The sequence below is a fragment of the Flavobacterium limnophilum genome, from assembly GCF_027111315.2.
GTDB classification, from domain to species: domain Bacteria; phylum Bacteroidota; class Bacteroidia; order Flavobacteriales; family Flavobacteriaceae; genus Flavobacterium; species Flavobacterium limnophilum.
Genome location: NZ_CP114289.2, coordinates 2,361,976 through 2,376,926, shown reverse-complemented (window position 1 = coordinate 2,376,926; position 14,951 = coordinate 2,361,976). Strand labels below are relative to the sequence as shown.

9 protein-coding genes are annotated in these 14,951 nt (G+C 36.9%); 8 read left to right on the top strand and 1 reads right to left on the bottom strand.

Annotated elements, in window-relative coordinates; genetic code table 11:
- Window positions 1-14: 14 nt before the first annotated feature.
- Window positions 15-1,607, top strand: coding sequence for a hypothetical protein (locus tag OZP13_RS09720; protein ID WP_281297001.1), 1,593 nt, complete (start codon window positions 15-17; stop codon window positions 1,605-1,607).
- A gap of 268 nt (window positions 1,608-1,875) precedes the next feature.
- On the opposite strand, the gene OZP13_RS09715 is transcribed toward OZP13_RS09720, so the two are convergent.
- Entirely contained in the window at window positions 1,876-3,414 is a 1,539-nt protein-coding gene (locus tag OZP13_RS09715) for an IS1182 family transposase (protein WP_269239968.1), read from the bottom strand.
- Between the two features lie 318 nt (window positions 3,415-3,732).
- Between OZP13_RS09715 and OZP13_RS09710 the strand changes: the two genes are divergently transcribed.
- The 7 genes from OZP13_RS09710 (at window position 3,733) to OZP13_RS09680 (ending at window position 14,905) form a co-directional block, all read left to right on the top strand.
- Entirely contained in the window at window positions 3,733-4,194 is a 462-nt protein-coding gene (locus OZP13_RS09710; protein ID WP_281297000.1) for a GbsR/MarR family transcriptional regulator, read from the top strand.
- Window positions 4,195-4,260: 66 nt separating this feature from the next.
- A complete protein-coding gene (locus OZP13_RS09705) occupies window positions 4,261-5,592 on the top strand; it encodes a TolC family protein (RefSeq protein WP_281296999.1) in 1,332 nt (443 codons plus the stop codon).
- A gap of 12 nt (window positions 5,593-5,604) precedes the next feature.
- Window positions 5,605-6,669 (top strand): efflux RND transporter periplasmic adaptor subunit, encoded by a 1,065-nt coding sequence (locus OZP13_RS09700; protein ID WP_281296998.1) that lies wholly within the window; start codon window positions 5,605-5,607, stop codon window positions 6,667-6,669.
- Between the two features lie 59 nt (window positions 6,670-6,728).
- Window positions 6,729-9,866, top strand: coding sequence for an efflux RND transporter permease subunit (locus OZP13_RS09695; protein ID WP_281296997.1), 3,138 nt, complete (start codon window positions 6,729-6,731; stop codon window positions 9,864-9,866).
- A 71-nt stretch (window positions 9,867-9,937) separates the two neighbouring features.
- A complete protein-coding gene (locus OZP13_RS09690; protein WP_281296996.1) occupies window positions 9,938-10,360 on the top strand; it encodes a DUF2141 domain-containing protein in 423 nt (140 codons plus the stop codon).
- Between the two features lie 415 nt (window positions 10,361-10,775).
- Window positions 10,776-11,930: a helix-turn-helix domain-containing protein gene (locus OZP13_RS09685; RefSeq protein WP_281296995.1), complete on the top strand. Its 1,155-nt coding sequence runs from the start codon at window positions 10,776-10,778 to the stop codon at window positions 11,928-11,930.
- Window positions 11,931-12,556: 626 nt separating this feature from the next.
- Complete coding sequence (locus OZP13_RS09680) at window positions 12,557-14,905, top strand: TonB-dependent receptor (RefSeq protein ID WP_281296994.1); 2,349 nt, start codon at window positions 12,557-12,559, stop codon at window positions 14,903-14,905.
- Window positions 14,906-14,951 lie beyond the last annotated feature (46 nt).

Below are 14,951 nucleotides of genomic sequence, written 5' to 3'. Positions count from 1 at the left end.
ATTTAATTTTAAATATGATGAAAAATAAATTATTAGTTTTTAAGTTTTTAATACTAATTGGGACTTTGGTTAGTTGTGAAAAAGATTACAATCAATGGGAGGTAGATTCTAGTGCCGACAGACTTTTTAAATCTATTATTTTTGAGGCTTCATCCGTAAAATCTACGTCTGTAGAACTTAAATTTACAAAATCAATTTCAGCGACCAAGTATGTTTTTGAGTTTAGTAAAGATAGTTTGGAGTTTAATCACATTGTAAATACTGTCGAGGTTTTAGCCGATACTTTAAAGCCTTTTGCAAGTTCCAGTAACCAAACTAGAGTAGAGTACCGCGAAATATTTGGTGATCTTGATGGGATAACAGGTTATTCAGTCAGGATGAAAAGTATTGATACAAGAACAGGTTTAGAGTCCAAGTACAATCAAGTCTATTTTAAAACACCGGCAGAAGAGATTTTTAAAGGATATACGGCTACATCAACCAGTGTTAGTTTAAGTTGGGCTATTACACCCAAGGTAACCAATATAAGTTTGTATAATGAAGCTTCTGTACTAGTCAAAGATATTGTTTTGACCCAAGGACAAAAGGATGCAGGGATGATCACCATTGAAAATTTAACCAATGGTACAAATTACATAGCCAAAATTTTTAATGTTGACAATAATCGCGGAACCCTAAATTTAAAAACAACGGGTATATTTAATAGTACTATTTATAAAGTGCTACTTACAGATACGGCAGCTAGTATTGGAACGGCCTTACAAGGTCTTGTCGCAGGTGGTGCCAAAGATATAACTGTTGAGTTTGCTGCAGGGACATCCTATACAATTGGAGGAGATATTACTATTCCTACCGGAATAAACAATATGGCTTTTGTAGGTTCATTAAATGGAAGTGGCGTATTATCAAGTTTAAGTAATGTCAGGTTTAAAGTTCAAGATAAAACCAATAACATCATAGTGCAAAATTTGACCACGACTTCTGCGGGCAATTTCTTTATTGATTTGCCAGCTAAAATTGTCAATGATATACAAATAGAAGGATGTACTATTTCACAAATAAATTCTATTGTTAGAGTTAGCGGGGCTAGTGTTATTAATAATATAAATGTAAATAATTGTTTGATTTCACAAACAGGAGGGTACGGTGTCTTTAATGTAGGAGCTGGCGGTACAGTTAGCTCTATTAATGTTACTAATTCTACTCTTACTGAAATTGATACCCGTTTTGCTGATGTTCGTATAAAAACAAAAATCAATTTCAAGAACATTACTTGTGTAAATATTACTAAGGGAATGGGACATCTTTGGAATTTTGACAACAATAATCCTGTGCAAGTTTCAATTCAAAATTGTATAATATCTGGACCAAATGGAGGAATTGCGCTTAATAGTACTAGTGCTACTTACAGCAATATTCCTATTTCATATACCGGTAATTACAAGACCAAAGATATAATTAACGGGACAAGGCTTTTAACAGGTATTTCAGATATTCCACTTAATATAGCAGACTTTTATGTAGATCCTGTTAAAGGAGATTATCATATTAAGCCAGGTATTGGTTTCGCAGGAACTGGAGTAGCTGGAGATCCTCGTTGGTTTTAATAGTTTTTTAAAGATTTTTTTTCAATTGGTTGGTTGATAGGAGAGGGAGAGAATTCTTTAGAATTTGATCCCTCTTTTTTTTAAATTTCAACCTACATTTTCATAAATTTAATCGACCTTGATATGAATGACAATAATTTTTTAGTAAAATCGATACTTCCGAAACATTATAAAAGAAGCCGTCTCAAAACATAATTTGAGGCGGTTTTTTTCATTTCAGTTTATTTGGTTTGATTTACTTCTGCTGAAAAAAAGGTTAAAATTATGCTTAAGCTGCAATTTTCTTTCTTAGGTTGTGACCTAAAGCCATTAATCCGAACTCTAATTCTACTTTTTGCAGTCCTTTTAGAGAAAATCGTCTAAATCCATTGTTGTGTTTGAGTTGGGCAAACACCGGTTCTACATCGGCAGTGCGTTGTTTTCTTTTCTGGATTCCCGTTTCACTTAAAAGCAATTCTCTTGTCCTTTGTTTGTGCCTTTCAAGATTGTGGTTTCGCTCGATACTCCTGTTTCCCTTGGCTTTAAAGCATTGCCCTCGCAGTGGACAACCCTCGCAGTTCTTGGCTTGGTAATGACTCAAAGATTGTTGATAACCCGCTTCTGTGGTGCGCTTGCTTTGGTGTGTTTTGTGCATTTTTTGTCCCATCGGACACACGTAGTAATCTCCTTCTGGATTGTAATAAAGATTTTCTTTGCTGAACGGCTTCTGCTTTTTTTGGTAATTTTTGTCTTGCTCTTTGTCAAAAGTATTGTATTTCACGTAAGCTGTAAGCTCTTTTTCTTCCAGATAATCATAGTTTTCTTCACTGCCATAACCTGCATCGGCTGTTATTTCTTCCAATTCCTGGAGAGCTTCTTTTCCAAAGGTTTGTTCAAAATCTTCTAAATGAGGCTTCAGGGTTTTGGTATCGGTTGGATTTTGGTGGATGGTGTAATGAACGATGATTTGATTCTCTGTTGATATTTGGGTGTTGTAAGCTGGTTTGAGTTGTCCGTTTAGCATGTGGTCTTCTTTCATACGCATAAAGGTGGCTTCCTTGTCGGTTTTACTGTAGCTGTTGCGCTGCCCAAGAATGGCTTCTTGCTGCTGGTATTTTTCTAAATTGGCGACAAAATTATTTTTGATGTAACGCAATTTGGCTTTTGCCTTGGAGCTGGCTTTTTCGTTTCCCGAGAGCTTGGCATCAATCTTGGCAACGGTTTGTTCGATTACTTCTTTACTGATTTCCTTAAATTCGGTTGGTTCTGGATTGGGGTCGTCATCGTTATCAATGCTTTGGGCATAGTTCCATAAATCTTCCAACTGGGTCAACATTTTGGCTTTGTTGGTTTTGATGCTTTTGCCCCAAACAAAAGTGTAGCGACCTGCTTGGGCTTCTATTTTTGTGCCATCGGTATAGATTTGCTTTAAAGTGATCAATCCTTCCGATGCCAGCATCAACACCACTTGTTTGAAAATTTCTTTAAAGCTGTCTTTTAGCTTGTTGCTTCTAAATCGGTTAATGGTATTGTGATCCACAATGGTCATGGAAGTCAACCACATAAAGTTGATGTTCTCACGAAGGGCAAGTTCTATTTTGCGGGAAGAATAGACATTGGTCATATAAGCATACAACATCACTTTGAGCAACATCTTTGGATGATAGCCTGGATTGCCTTCTTTGCTGTAAGCTTTTAAAAGTGGTTGGATGTTAATTGACTCCACAACTTGGTCAACTACTCGAACAGGATGTTTCTCTGGAATCAAATCGTCAAACGAATAAGGTAAAAGTACCGTTTGCTGTTGGTTGTAATGCTTGAATTTCATATTTAATCACCTAAAAATCAATGACTAAATATATGAAATAACTTATGAAAAACCAAATATAAAGCACAAAAAAACCGCCTCAGTTTTGAGACGGCTTCTTTATAGTGAAGATGGAGTTTGCCCGAGCGGCTATTTTATTTGATAGGTTGTAATTATAGTCTCATTTTATCTTATTGTTCGAAGGGATAGTAGGAGTCTTTATTGTTTTACTGCGTTGATTATTTAAGTTTTGCTACAATTTTTTTATAAAAATATTGGTTCTTTATTTTGTGAACTAAAAGAACTTGTATATCTTTGCTGCATAAAAAAATGATGACTATGCAATTATCTGAAGAAAAATTGAAATTAATCGAAGAACTGGGAATGCATTTCGAAAAATCTGGGACGCAACCGGCCGCATCGAGAATATTTGCCTTGTTGATAATTGCGGATAATAATGAACTCACGTTTGATGAAATATATGGAATCTTGAATATGAGTAAAAGTGCTGCAAGCAATGCGATTAACTTGTTGATTGATACCCATAGAGTTGAATTTTTCACGAAGCCGGGTGAAAGAAAAAGATATTTTCGTTGTAAAATAAAATCTTTAAATGAAGGTGTCGAAAAGACAATTGAAAGCATGAATTTTTTTAACTCAATTTTGAAAAAAGTATTGGAGCAGCGTTCCAATGAAACTAAAGAATTCAATAAGGGACTTGAGGATGTTATCAGTTATCTTGATTTTATGAGAATGGAACTGCCTGCTTTGTTTGAAAAATGGGAAAATCTTAAAAAATAATTTTTTTGTCTATTTGGTTCTTTTTGTTAAGAACAAACAGTGTTTAATTTAATAACAAATTTGATTATGAATAAAAAAAATGGTATGATGCTCTTTTCCTGCTTCCTGATGGGAATCTCATTATATGCACAGAAGGTTGTGAATTTAAGGGAGGCTATAGATTATAGTTTAAAAAATCACAGGAGTGCGGTGATTTACAACAACAAAATTGGAATTGTTGCAAACCAGAAAAAAGATGCTGTGTCGGGCTATCTTCCTCAGGTAAATGGTTCGTTTGGATTTGATAATAATATAAAAAGGCAAACAACAGTGTTTCCGGGTATTATGCTCGGGAGTCCAACTGATGTAGAGGTGCAGTTTGGAAACAAATATACGGGTTTGGCAACTTTGCAACTGGACCAGACCATATATGATCAAGCGTTGATTTACGGTATTAAAGCTGGAATTCCAACCAAATTAATTGCTGAACTTAACCGTGACAAGAACAACGAGGATTTGATTTATAACACGGCAACGTCTTTTTTCCAGATTCTGGTACTGAAAGAACAACAAAAACTCTTGGTGGTCAATGAAAAACAGTATGAAGAGTTGTATCGAATTTCTAAACTGCGTTTTGATAAAGGGGTTGGGAAGAAAGTGGATGTGGACAAAGTTATAGTGCGTCTTAATGATATTAAAGCCGACTTGAAGCAAATAGAGCTGGATATCAACGTTGCGTATAATGCTTTGAGGGATGCAATGGCATTGCCTCTTTCCGATACTTTTGTCGTGGAAGAGAATTTGAATTATGGCAAGTATATGGAAGTCCAAAATGATACTTTAAACATCAAGGAGCTCATAGGTTATAAACTACAGGAACAAAATATTATTCTGCAAGAAATTGATTTAAAGCGCAAACGCGCGGCTTATCTGCCTACTGTTGATGCTTTCGCAAGAGCAGGAGAACAGGCTTTTGGAAATGATCTAGACAAAGTTTTTAATCGATGGAAGGATTTTTCAACAGTTGGGCTAAAAGTAAATATTCCCATATTCAGTGGAGGACACCGAGATTCGCAAATACAGATAAGTCGTTTGGAACTGGACAATGCCAAGCAGGATTTTGGTCAGGATGTGGCTGATTTTGAAACAAAATTTGAAAACGCCAGAAGACAATTGCCCGAGGATGTCGCTAAACTAAACTCCAACAAAACCAATATGGAATTGGCCAAGAGTATCTACGAGACCAACAAATTCGAATACGACAAAGGTACGGCCTTGATGTCTGATTTGATGGATACGGATTTTACTTATAGACAAGCAGAATCAAAATATATGTCTTCACTGTTTAACTTGGTGACCAACCGTTTGATTTATGAAAGGGCGAAAGGAACCATTAGAAGTTTTGTTAATCAATTATAATCACAATTTATCATGAAAAAGAAAATTATTGTTATAACCATTTTATTGCTGCTTTTTGCCTCTATTGGTTATGTTTTAAGTAAAAATAAAAAAGAAATTGACCAGAAAAACGTGGCTGTTGACCGCACTAATATTCCTGTGGCGGTAACGGTAATAAAACTGGAAAAACAAACTGTTGAAAGGAATCTTGAAGTGCCTGCAACAGTAGAGCCGTCAAAAAAAGCCAATATTTCGGCAGTTACATCAGGAATCATTACAAGTTTGAATATTGCGCTGGGTTCAAAGGTAAATGCCGGGCAGGTGATTGGAGCTGTTGACACTCGCCAGCAACAAATAAACCTGAGTGACGCAAAAGATGCCTTGAACAAGGCGCAACTGGATTATCAGTTAAACAAAGAACTTTATGAAGGGAATGCTGGTACGGGACAAAGCGTGAAAGATGCCAAACGAACCTTGGAGAGTGCCCGTTTTAAATTATCGCAGCTTAGCCAGCAAATAGGTGATGCCAAGATAAAAGCACCTATTTCGGGAATCATTGTTACCAAGGCGGCCGAAGTTGGAGAATATGCAGGTCCTGGAGCAGCTGTTGCAACGGTTGTGGATGTTTATAATTTAAAGGCGGTAGTATTCATCAATGAAAAGGATGTCTATAAATTGCGTACTAACCAGTCTGCTGTTATCTCGGCAGAAGCTCTTGAAGGAAAGAGTTTTAACGGGAAGGTAAACTTTATCTCCCCTGTAAGTGACGAAAACCATAATTATCGTGTGGAACTGATTGTAAATAATCAATCGGGAGTTCTAAAAGCGGGGACTTACATTAAAGTCAATTTCAATTTAGGCAGTGAAAGTTCGGTTTTACAAATCCCCAAAATCGCTCTAGTGGAAGGGGTAAAGAATCCTTTTGTTTATATCGCAAAAGGGGATAAGGCAGAAGTACGTAAAATTACGGTCGGTAGGGAGTTTGGAGAGAATGTTGAAGTATTGGGCGGTTTGAATGAAGGCGATGAAGTTGTTGTAAGCGGACAAATTAATTTGACAAACAATAGCAAAATAGAGAAAAGAACCACCATTAAATAAGGTTAATGATTTGCGATTTTTAATTGTTCCAATGGAACTAAACTTATAAATAAAGAAAAATGTCAATTACAGAATTATCCATTAAGCGACCGTTACTGATTACTGTAATCTTTGTTACAATGATACTCTTTGGGTGGATTAGTTACAATCAACTGGATTACAATCTCTTGCCAAAATTTGAGGCGAATGTAATATCGGTGCAGACAATATACAGAGGAGCATCATCAGACGAGATTCAGAATAGTGTAACCAAACCCGTGGAAGAAGCCGTTTCCACCATTGAGGGGGTCAGCAGTGTTTCCGCGATATCCCAGGAAGGGGTTTCGGTAGTGACAATTGAGCTGAAATCAGGTTTTGAGATGAACAAGGCACAAAGAGATGCCGAACGTAAAATCAACGAGATTAAAGCCAAGTTGCCTTTGAATGCAGATGAACCCTTGGTTCGAAAATTTAGTACCGATGAATTGCCTATACTTCGCATCAGTGCCACCAGTAATTTGGGCGAATCCCAGTTGTATGATCTAGTGGACAACAAGATAAAACCGTTGCTGCAAAATGTGTCAGGCGTGGGACAGGTAACCTTGATTGGAGGTAATGAAAGGGAAATTCAGGTAACACTTGATAATGACAAGTTGCAAGTATATGGAATTTCTTCAAATCAAGTAAACCAGATATTAGCCAATAGCAACACTTCATATCCAGCAGGTAGTGTGGAATCAAGCAGTAGTCGTTTCTCGATCAGGCTTGATGCAAAAACTTCAAAAGTGGCCGACATGCGTAACCTGATCATAAAGGAAAATGCCGATGGGAGTCGAATATTGTTGAAAGATGTTGCCGTTATTACCGATGCCCAAACAGAGCCGACAACAATTAATCGCATCAATGGTAAATCAGGGATTGGTATCCAGATTAACAAACAAGCAGATGCCAATGCCGTGGATGTAAGTCAAGATGTAAAATCCAAATTGGAGAATATTAAAAAACAATATGCCAAACAAGGGTTTAATTATATAATTGCTGCTGACCAGTCCGTATATACTTTGGCATCGGCAGATGCGGTTATGCACGACTTGTTTTTGGCAATTTTAATCGTGGGAGGAGTGATGTTGCTCTTTTTGCATAGTTTACGCAGTTCCTTGTTTGTTTTGGTGGCCATTCCATCGGCTATGATACCGACATTTATTCTGATGTATGTTTTTGGTTTTTCACTGAATTTGATGACATTGATGGGGCTTTCCTTAGTGGTTGGTATTTTGGTTGATGACAGTATCGTTGTTCTTGAGAATATTTACCGTCATATGGAAATGGGTAAAGACAAGGTAAAAGCCTCGCTGGAAGGGCGTAGTGAAATTGGTTTTACTGCCATGGCCATTACATTGGTTGACGTCGTTGTTTTTGTGCCGCTTTCTTTTGCTGGAGGATTGATAGGTAATATTCTTCGTGAGTTTGCTCTTGTGGTCGTTTTTTCCACCTTAATGAGTTTGTTCGTGTCATTTACATTAACTCCATTGTTGACATCAAAGTGGGGTAAACTGGAAGTGTTGAAGAAGAATTCGTTATGGGGCAGGTTAAGCATGAGTTTTGAGAACTTTATGGATCGATTAAAAGAAGAATATGGTCATATTTTGGTCTGGACGTTGAGTCATAAAAGATGGGTTTTGGGGGGTATTTTTGTTTTGATGATGGGTTCGTTTACTTTGTTGGGTAAAGGATTTATCGGGACTTCTTTTTCCAGTAATGGAGACAGGGGAGAATTTACCATACAATTGGAAACCTCGGTCCAGACTCCTTTGTATCAAACGAATCAAGGAGTAAAGCAGGTGGAAAAACTGTTGTTTTCACATCCTGAAGTTGTCAAAGTTTTTACCAATGTGGGGTTGCAGAGCGGAACAACCGGTGGAAGTTCGGAAACAAGCAATGTTGCGGAACTGACGGTAATATTGGTAGATAAAGAAGAACGTGGAATTTCCACGGAAGATTTTGGAACAAAAATCAGAAATGAAGCCACTAAAATACCGGGTGTAAAAGTAAGTATTTTGCCAACTACAATCGCTGGTACTACCTCGCTTCCAATACAGATAGCCGTTAAGGGTACGGATATGGATTCTATTTGGAAAGGTGCGAGATTGGTACGTGAAATTGTGGCTTCCACTGCGGGTACCGATTATGTGGAGTTCAGTACCAAAAGTCCCAAATCTGAAATTTCCATTGATTTGAACAGGGAACGCATATCTCAATATGGTTTAACGATACCGGAGGTTGGTAACGCCGTGCAATTGGCTTTCCGAGGGAATGATGAAACAAAATATAAGGAAAATGGCGAGGAATATCCAATCAATTTAACCTTGGAAAAGGGGGATAGAATGAATATTGAAAGCGTCAGGAAACTTACCATTAAAAACAATAGTGGGGCAATCGTCAGGCTGGACCAAATCGCGGAAGTTAAGGAAATACTGGGGCAGGCGGTACTTGAAAGAACCGATAAATTGAACACGATTAAAGTGACATCGGCTGCTGTGGGTCGTCCTAGCGGTACCATAGTTGCCGACATCCAGAAAAAAATGGAAACGGTGGTTTTGCCGCAGGGGGTAACATTGGATTATCTTGGCGATGCCAAGAACCAGAAAGAAGCCTTCGGAAGTTTGGGCTTTGCCATGCTGTTGGGGATTCTTTTGGTCTATCTCATTATGGTGGCTTTGTATGAAAGCGTTGTTTATCCGTTTGTTGTACTGTTTTCCATACCGGTAGCCATTATTGGTGCACTGCTGGCACTGGCTTTGTCTATGGAGACCTTGTCTATTTTTGCAATTGTTGGTTTAATCATGCTTCTGGGACTTGTGGCCAAGAATGGAATTTTAATCGTGGACTTCACCAATCAGTTAAAAAGCGAAGGACTTCCTGTCAAAGAAGCATTGGTGGAGGCTGGAAAGGAACGTTTACGTCCCATATTGATGACCACGATTGCCATGATTGTGGGTATGTTGCCCATAGCGCTGGCGCACGGAGCTGGTGCCGAGGTAAAAAATGGCATGGCCTGGGTTATTATTGGTGGATTGACCAGTTCTTTACTGTTGACACTGGTTTTGGTTCCGGCAATGTACTTGATTATCGAAAGAATGAGATTGAAAGTCAACGGATGGTTTTCAAAGAAAGAAGTTGTGGACAATCAAAAGGTGGAAATCACGGTTGAAGCATAAAAATTGATTGGACGAAATCTTGTCCTTGTTTTGTAGTGTAATTTAATTAATATTTAAAAAAAAGTAAAAAAATGAAAGTTGTATTAACATTTTTTTTGGCTGCATTAATTGGTAATGCCAATATGAAAACTTACGATTTAACGATTACGATTCCCAATATTAAAAATACAAATGGGGGAGTCCACGTTTCGGTGTACAGCAGTAAAAACAAAGCCTCGTTTACCAAAATTGGCCAGGAATTCAAGGTTTTGGATTTCAAGACCGAAGGGGCAAACGGCAAGTATGTCATTAAAAATTTGCCGGAAGGAGAATATGCCGTTGCCATTTATCATGATGAAAACGGGGATAAAAAATGCAATACAAACATGATTGGCATCCCCAAAGAGGGATATGGTTTCACAAGGCTTGACAAAATTTGGTCAATGCCTAAATTTGATGATTGTAAAGTGCTTCTAAACAAGAATTTGTCGGTGCCCATCAATCTGATTTATTAGATTGTTGAAATAAAAAGTTAAACACAAAATAAAGGTGTTTTTTGGTTACTATTTTTTTTTTTTTTTATTAGTTGCTTTCCTGTATCGCAACTTTTGCCTTAATTTGGCTTCCTTTACAGGAAGCCTTTTTTATGGTCTTGCCCTTTTCTTTCCCGCGTTTCGAAGGATGTCGAAGAAATAAAGACAACAGGGAACATTGTCAATACGATGAGAGGAAGCGTATGTCCTGTATTGAAGATGAAATTATTGAAAATTCCGAAAAATAAATAGTAACTTTATTGACTAAAGTTATTTATTTGAGGCTAAATCAAGAGCTATTTTTTTATACTAATAAAATAGTTGAATCTTTCAGGTTTCCTTGTTTTTATAAAATGGATTGCCAAGCATTTTAAATTATATCGAATTATAGTAAATTATGGATTTAATATTGTCATACATCGGATTTTCGCAATCAATTTTTGCAATAATATTAATCTTGACGAAAAGACCAATTAAAATTGCATCTGTGATACTTTGCGTGTTGTTGTTGGTTTTTGCTCTTACCTTTGGGTTTGATATTCTTCAAAATTATGACATAGTGCCTACAAGAAGATGGTTTTTGTCGTTGGGTCTCAGGATGATGTGTGCGCCATTGATTTATTTGTACACCAAGTATATTACCAAAGATTTCAGCAAATTTAATCCGTCTGATTACTTACATATCCTGCCTTCATTATCTTTGATATTAGTGTTTTTTATATTGAAACTCCAGCCGGAAAATAATTTGATTTCTGCCGAGTTGTTTTATGATAAATACAAATGGTTGAGAATGATTTACGGTTGGATTTTTATTTCACTCATAGTGTATTATGTAGTGGCAGCCTTGAGAATTGTAATCCGATTCAAAAAACAAATTAAAGACAACTATTCCTTTAATTCCTATAAAATAAGTTTGGATTGGCTATTGGTAATGATAGTTTTGTTCGTCTTTTTAATATTATTGATCATAATTAGCAGTGTATTGTATGAACAAGGCAAGATTAATACCAATGTATTTATTTTTAGACATATCTTGGAACTTTTCAATGTTTACGCATTGAGTATTTGGGGGTTTCATCAAAAACAATTGATTTCGGGCGACGTAACGGATTCAGATTCCGAATCTGGTGTTGATATTGAAGAGTCTTCCTCCGGAAAGTATGTCAAATCAGGATTGAAGAGCGAGGATGCGAAAAACTATGTGGAAAATCTCGTAAAATATATGGAGGAATCCGGGGTGTGGAAGGATAGTGAATTGTCTATTGCCAAATTGGCATCGCAAACCTCCATTTCCAAGCATCAATTGTCCGAGGTTCTTAATGAATACCTGGGCAAGAACTTTTATGTTTTTGTAAACGAGTATAGAGTGGAATATGCAAAGCAATTATTGATGAAAAAAGAATACGGCAATTGGTCAATTATTGCAATAGCCTACGAATGTGGTTTCAATTCCAAGACCGCATTCAACATATTTTTCAAAAAGCATACCCAACAGACCCCGAGTGAATTTAGAAGGCTTGTCATGTCCAGTTCCCCCGAAAAAGTGATGTAGGGTTTTAAAAAAAATAAGTTTTGAACAGTGGTGGACTTTTGGGTTTGCTGCTGTTTTTTTTATATGTATTAATCAAGTAAATAGTACTTCAAAGCTGTACTTGGGCGTGTTGTTTACATTAGTTGAAACAGGATTGCCTTGTTTGTGTTTAATCTGGCCGGTTATTTTGATTTTATAATTTAAGTTTAATTATTTTTGGTCTGATAAAATAATGAATAGTTGTTTTTTATGGTGTTATTTTTTTGGTATCGGTAATTATTTGAGTATTTTTTTATTAAATATAAAAATATTTTTCAGTCGTAATGTTGGGTGAAAGATAAAAAAACAAGCGGTAAAGCCTTGTTTTTCAGTATCCCCGATTATATGAACGCATTTCCCGATTCTAAAGAACATATTTATTTATTGGGAAAATAAATTGAAACGGTTTTGACGGGCTCACTGAATACTTTTGGTTATCAGATTAAAGTTTTAGAGCAACTTTTTTTTGAACTATTACTAACCATTTAAAAAAAATATTCATGAAAAAAAAACTCATGCTTGTACCCAACGACAGCTAAAAATAATTTAATGACTAATGCCTACTGAAATTTATTTTAAAAACAATATTTAATTTTAGATACAATATTATGAATGCAAAACAATTACTATCCTTGTGCGTGTTGTCCATTTTTTCATTAAATGGATTGCAAGCTCAAAAAGTGGATAAGAAAAATAAAAATCAACAAATTACTGATTCAACTTCAACCAATAAAAAAGAAGAAAAAAACAGGAATGTAATGTTGAATGCCGAGAGTAATATCGGCCCTCGAAATGTAAACATCGGTTTGCCGTTCACGGGAGATGTTGTTATTTTGGAAAATGATCTTCCCGTGGTGTATTACTTTTATCCAACAATCCCGACGACTTCATGGAGAATGGATAACAGTTTGTCTAAAATGGGATTAATGTCTTTCGCCGAAAGCGCGATCACGACAGGTAAAGTGGGATATGCCGTAAAGAGTTCCGACAGGGATGCCAGTACATCCGTAAAAGGATATGGTTCCGTGTACGTGAATTCATTTGGATCTTCCAGGTATGACTTGACGGTAACCGGACCCATTGGAAAAAAAGGATGGGGATACATGATGGATGCCTACAGAAGTTTTGACAGGGGAAATGGTACCAATTATGAATTTACACCTTGGAACGACAATACGACAATGCTTAAATTTGCCGTTCAGAAAAAATACAGCAAAGGTAATGTGCGTCTTCTTTTCAAGTCTATTAACAGTAAATCAGTGGTAACCAACTACAGTCCGCTGACTTACAACGGAAATGGTAAAACTTCGCCATTGGATAATTTTAAGCTTGGAACCGATTCCTATATTCTTGGAACCGGCATGATACCTTATTATGATTACAATACAGGGGTAGCTGCTTATGCTGATTTGAGTAGTGATAAATTCTCCAAAACAAACTCAAACACTTTATATTTAACAGGGGAGCATAATTTCTCCAAAGGTTGGAAACTGACATATTCAACCATGTACCAGGACATCAATACTCCGTTGTCAATTACCTTTCCTTTGACGCTTGGAATTTATGACCCGGATCGTGCAGCTGCAAGCAAATGGAGTTTTAAATATCAAGGTACTTCAAACGTATATTCTGGTTCTGCTCAAATGGTTTCTTCCCAAATGATTCCGCAGTCTGAAAACACTTCCATATTCACCAGGGTGGAATTGACCAAAAAGGTTGGTGTGCACGATCTTCGTTTTGGACTTAACCAACTTTACACGCATAGACAATTTAATTCAAACTCGGGATTGTATTTCCAGACCGTTGAAGCCAATCCCAAGCTTTTGGATATGTACACTTTTGTTCCAGCCTACAACATGACCGTAAAAGCGACCAATGATTATGGTTTGATGCCCGCTTCTGCCGGTGGATATGGTAGTGCCACAAATGACAAATATAAAAAACTGGCTTTGTATGTAAGCGATGATTTCAAAATTGGAAAAAGATTTGACATGGGCTTGGGAATTCGTCTGGAAAATCAAGGTATTAGCGAGTTGGCAAATCCTTACATTAATGATTTTGTGAAGGATAGACCCCTAATCAGTCAAGATTTTTCAAATCGTTGGAATTTTGTGGGAGCTTATAACTTTGTGTATAAAATTTCCAGCCAATTTGGTCTGGTAGGGGATGCTACTTACAACTCTTGGAACGAACGTTATTGGGACTATGCATTCAGGGACGCAAACGGGAATCCTATTTCTGATCCATCAACTCCAGGGGCAAAACCAATGCAGACAGTTCCACATGAATTCAAAACAAATGTAATGAACTTGGGTGGAGGTATTTTTTATAATCTAGGATCGAGCATGCAGTTGATTTCAAAATTGACCTACATCTCCAAAGACAACATCAGGGCGAGTCAATCTGTTACCAATCCTGCAAACCAGGCTGAAAGAACCACTTTTGATCCAATTATTTATGATTTAAGCACAGTGGGATGGACAACTGACGTAATGGCAACTCCATTCAAAAATTTCTCCATCCATTATTTATTGACATTGCAAGCGCCTAAATACCAAAATTACTCGTATTCTGCTTATGGAACTACTTACGATTACAGCGGTAAATATATTCCTGAACTTTCAGGAGTGTTGATGGAAATTGATCCAAGCTATTCATTCGAAAACGGTATCAAGCTTTGGGCAAGTTTGCGTTATTTTGGAAAACAATACGGCAACCCGACAAATGTATTGTATTACAACGGATGGTGGGAAAACTTTGGAGGTGTTGATTACCGTTTAAGTCGTGACATCAACCTGAAATTTCAAGTGACCAACTTCTTGAATCAAGAAGGCGTTAAAGGAAAGATACAAGGTGCTGACCAAATTACCGATGCAGCTCCTTTTACAGATCGTACCATCGTGGCGAGTGCAATTCGTCCTAGAACATTTGAGTTAACTTTGCAATATAAATTCTAAACAATCAATTCATTTTCAAATTAGACGGCACTATTGCGAGTGCCGT

What these genes read in the sequence shown, in the direction of transcription:
- OZP13_RS09720 (WP_281297001.1), top strand. Translation starts at nt 15, where the DNA reads ATGATGAAAAATAAATTATTAGTTTTTAAGTTTTTAATACTAATTGGG.
- OZP13_RS09715 (WP_269239968.1), bottom strand. Translation starts at nt 3,414, where the DNA reads ATGAAATTCAAGCATTACAACCAACAGCAAACGGTACTTTTACCTTAT.
- OZP13_RS09710 (WP_281297000.1), top strand. Translation starts at nt 3,733, where the DNA reads ATGCAATTATCTGAAGAAAAATTGAAATTAATCGAAGAACTGGGAATG.
- OZP13_RS09705 (WP_281296999.1), top strand. Translation starts at nt 4,261, where the DNA reads ATGAATAAAAAAAATGGTATGATGCTCTTTTCCTGCTTCCTGATGGGA.
- OZP13_RS09700 (WP_281296998.1), top strand. Translation starts at nt 5,605, where the DNA reads ATGAAAAAGAAAATTATTGTTATAACCATTTTATTGCTGCTTTTTGCC.
- OZP13_RS09695 (WP_281296997.1), top strand. Translation starts at nt 6,729, where the DNA reads ATGTCAATTACAGAATTATCCATTAAGCGACCGTTACTGATTACTGTA.
- OZP13_RS09690 (WP_281296996.1), top strand. Translation starts at nt 9,938, where the DNA reads ATGAAAGTTGTATTAACATTTTTTTTGGCTGCATTAATTGGTAATGCC.
- OZP13_RS09685 (WP_281296995.1), top strand. Translation starts at nt 10,776, where the DNA reads ATGGATTTAATATTGTCATACATCGGATTTTCGCAATCAATTTTTGCA.
- OZP13_RS09680 (WP_281296994.1), top strand. Translation starts at nt 12,557, where the DNA reads ATGAATGCAAAACAATTACTATCCTTGTGCGTGTTGTCCATTTTTTCA.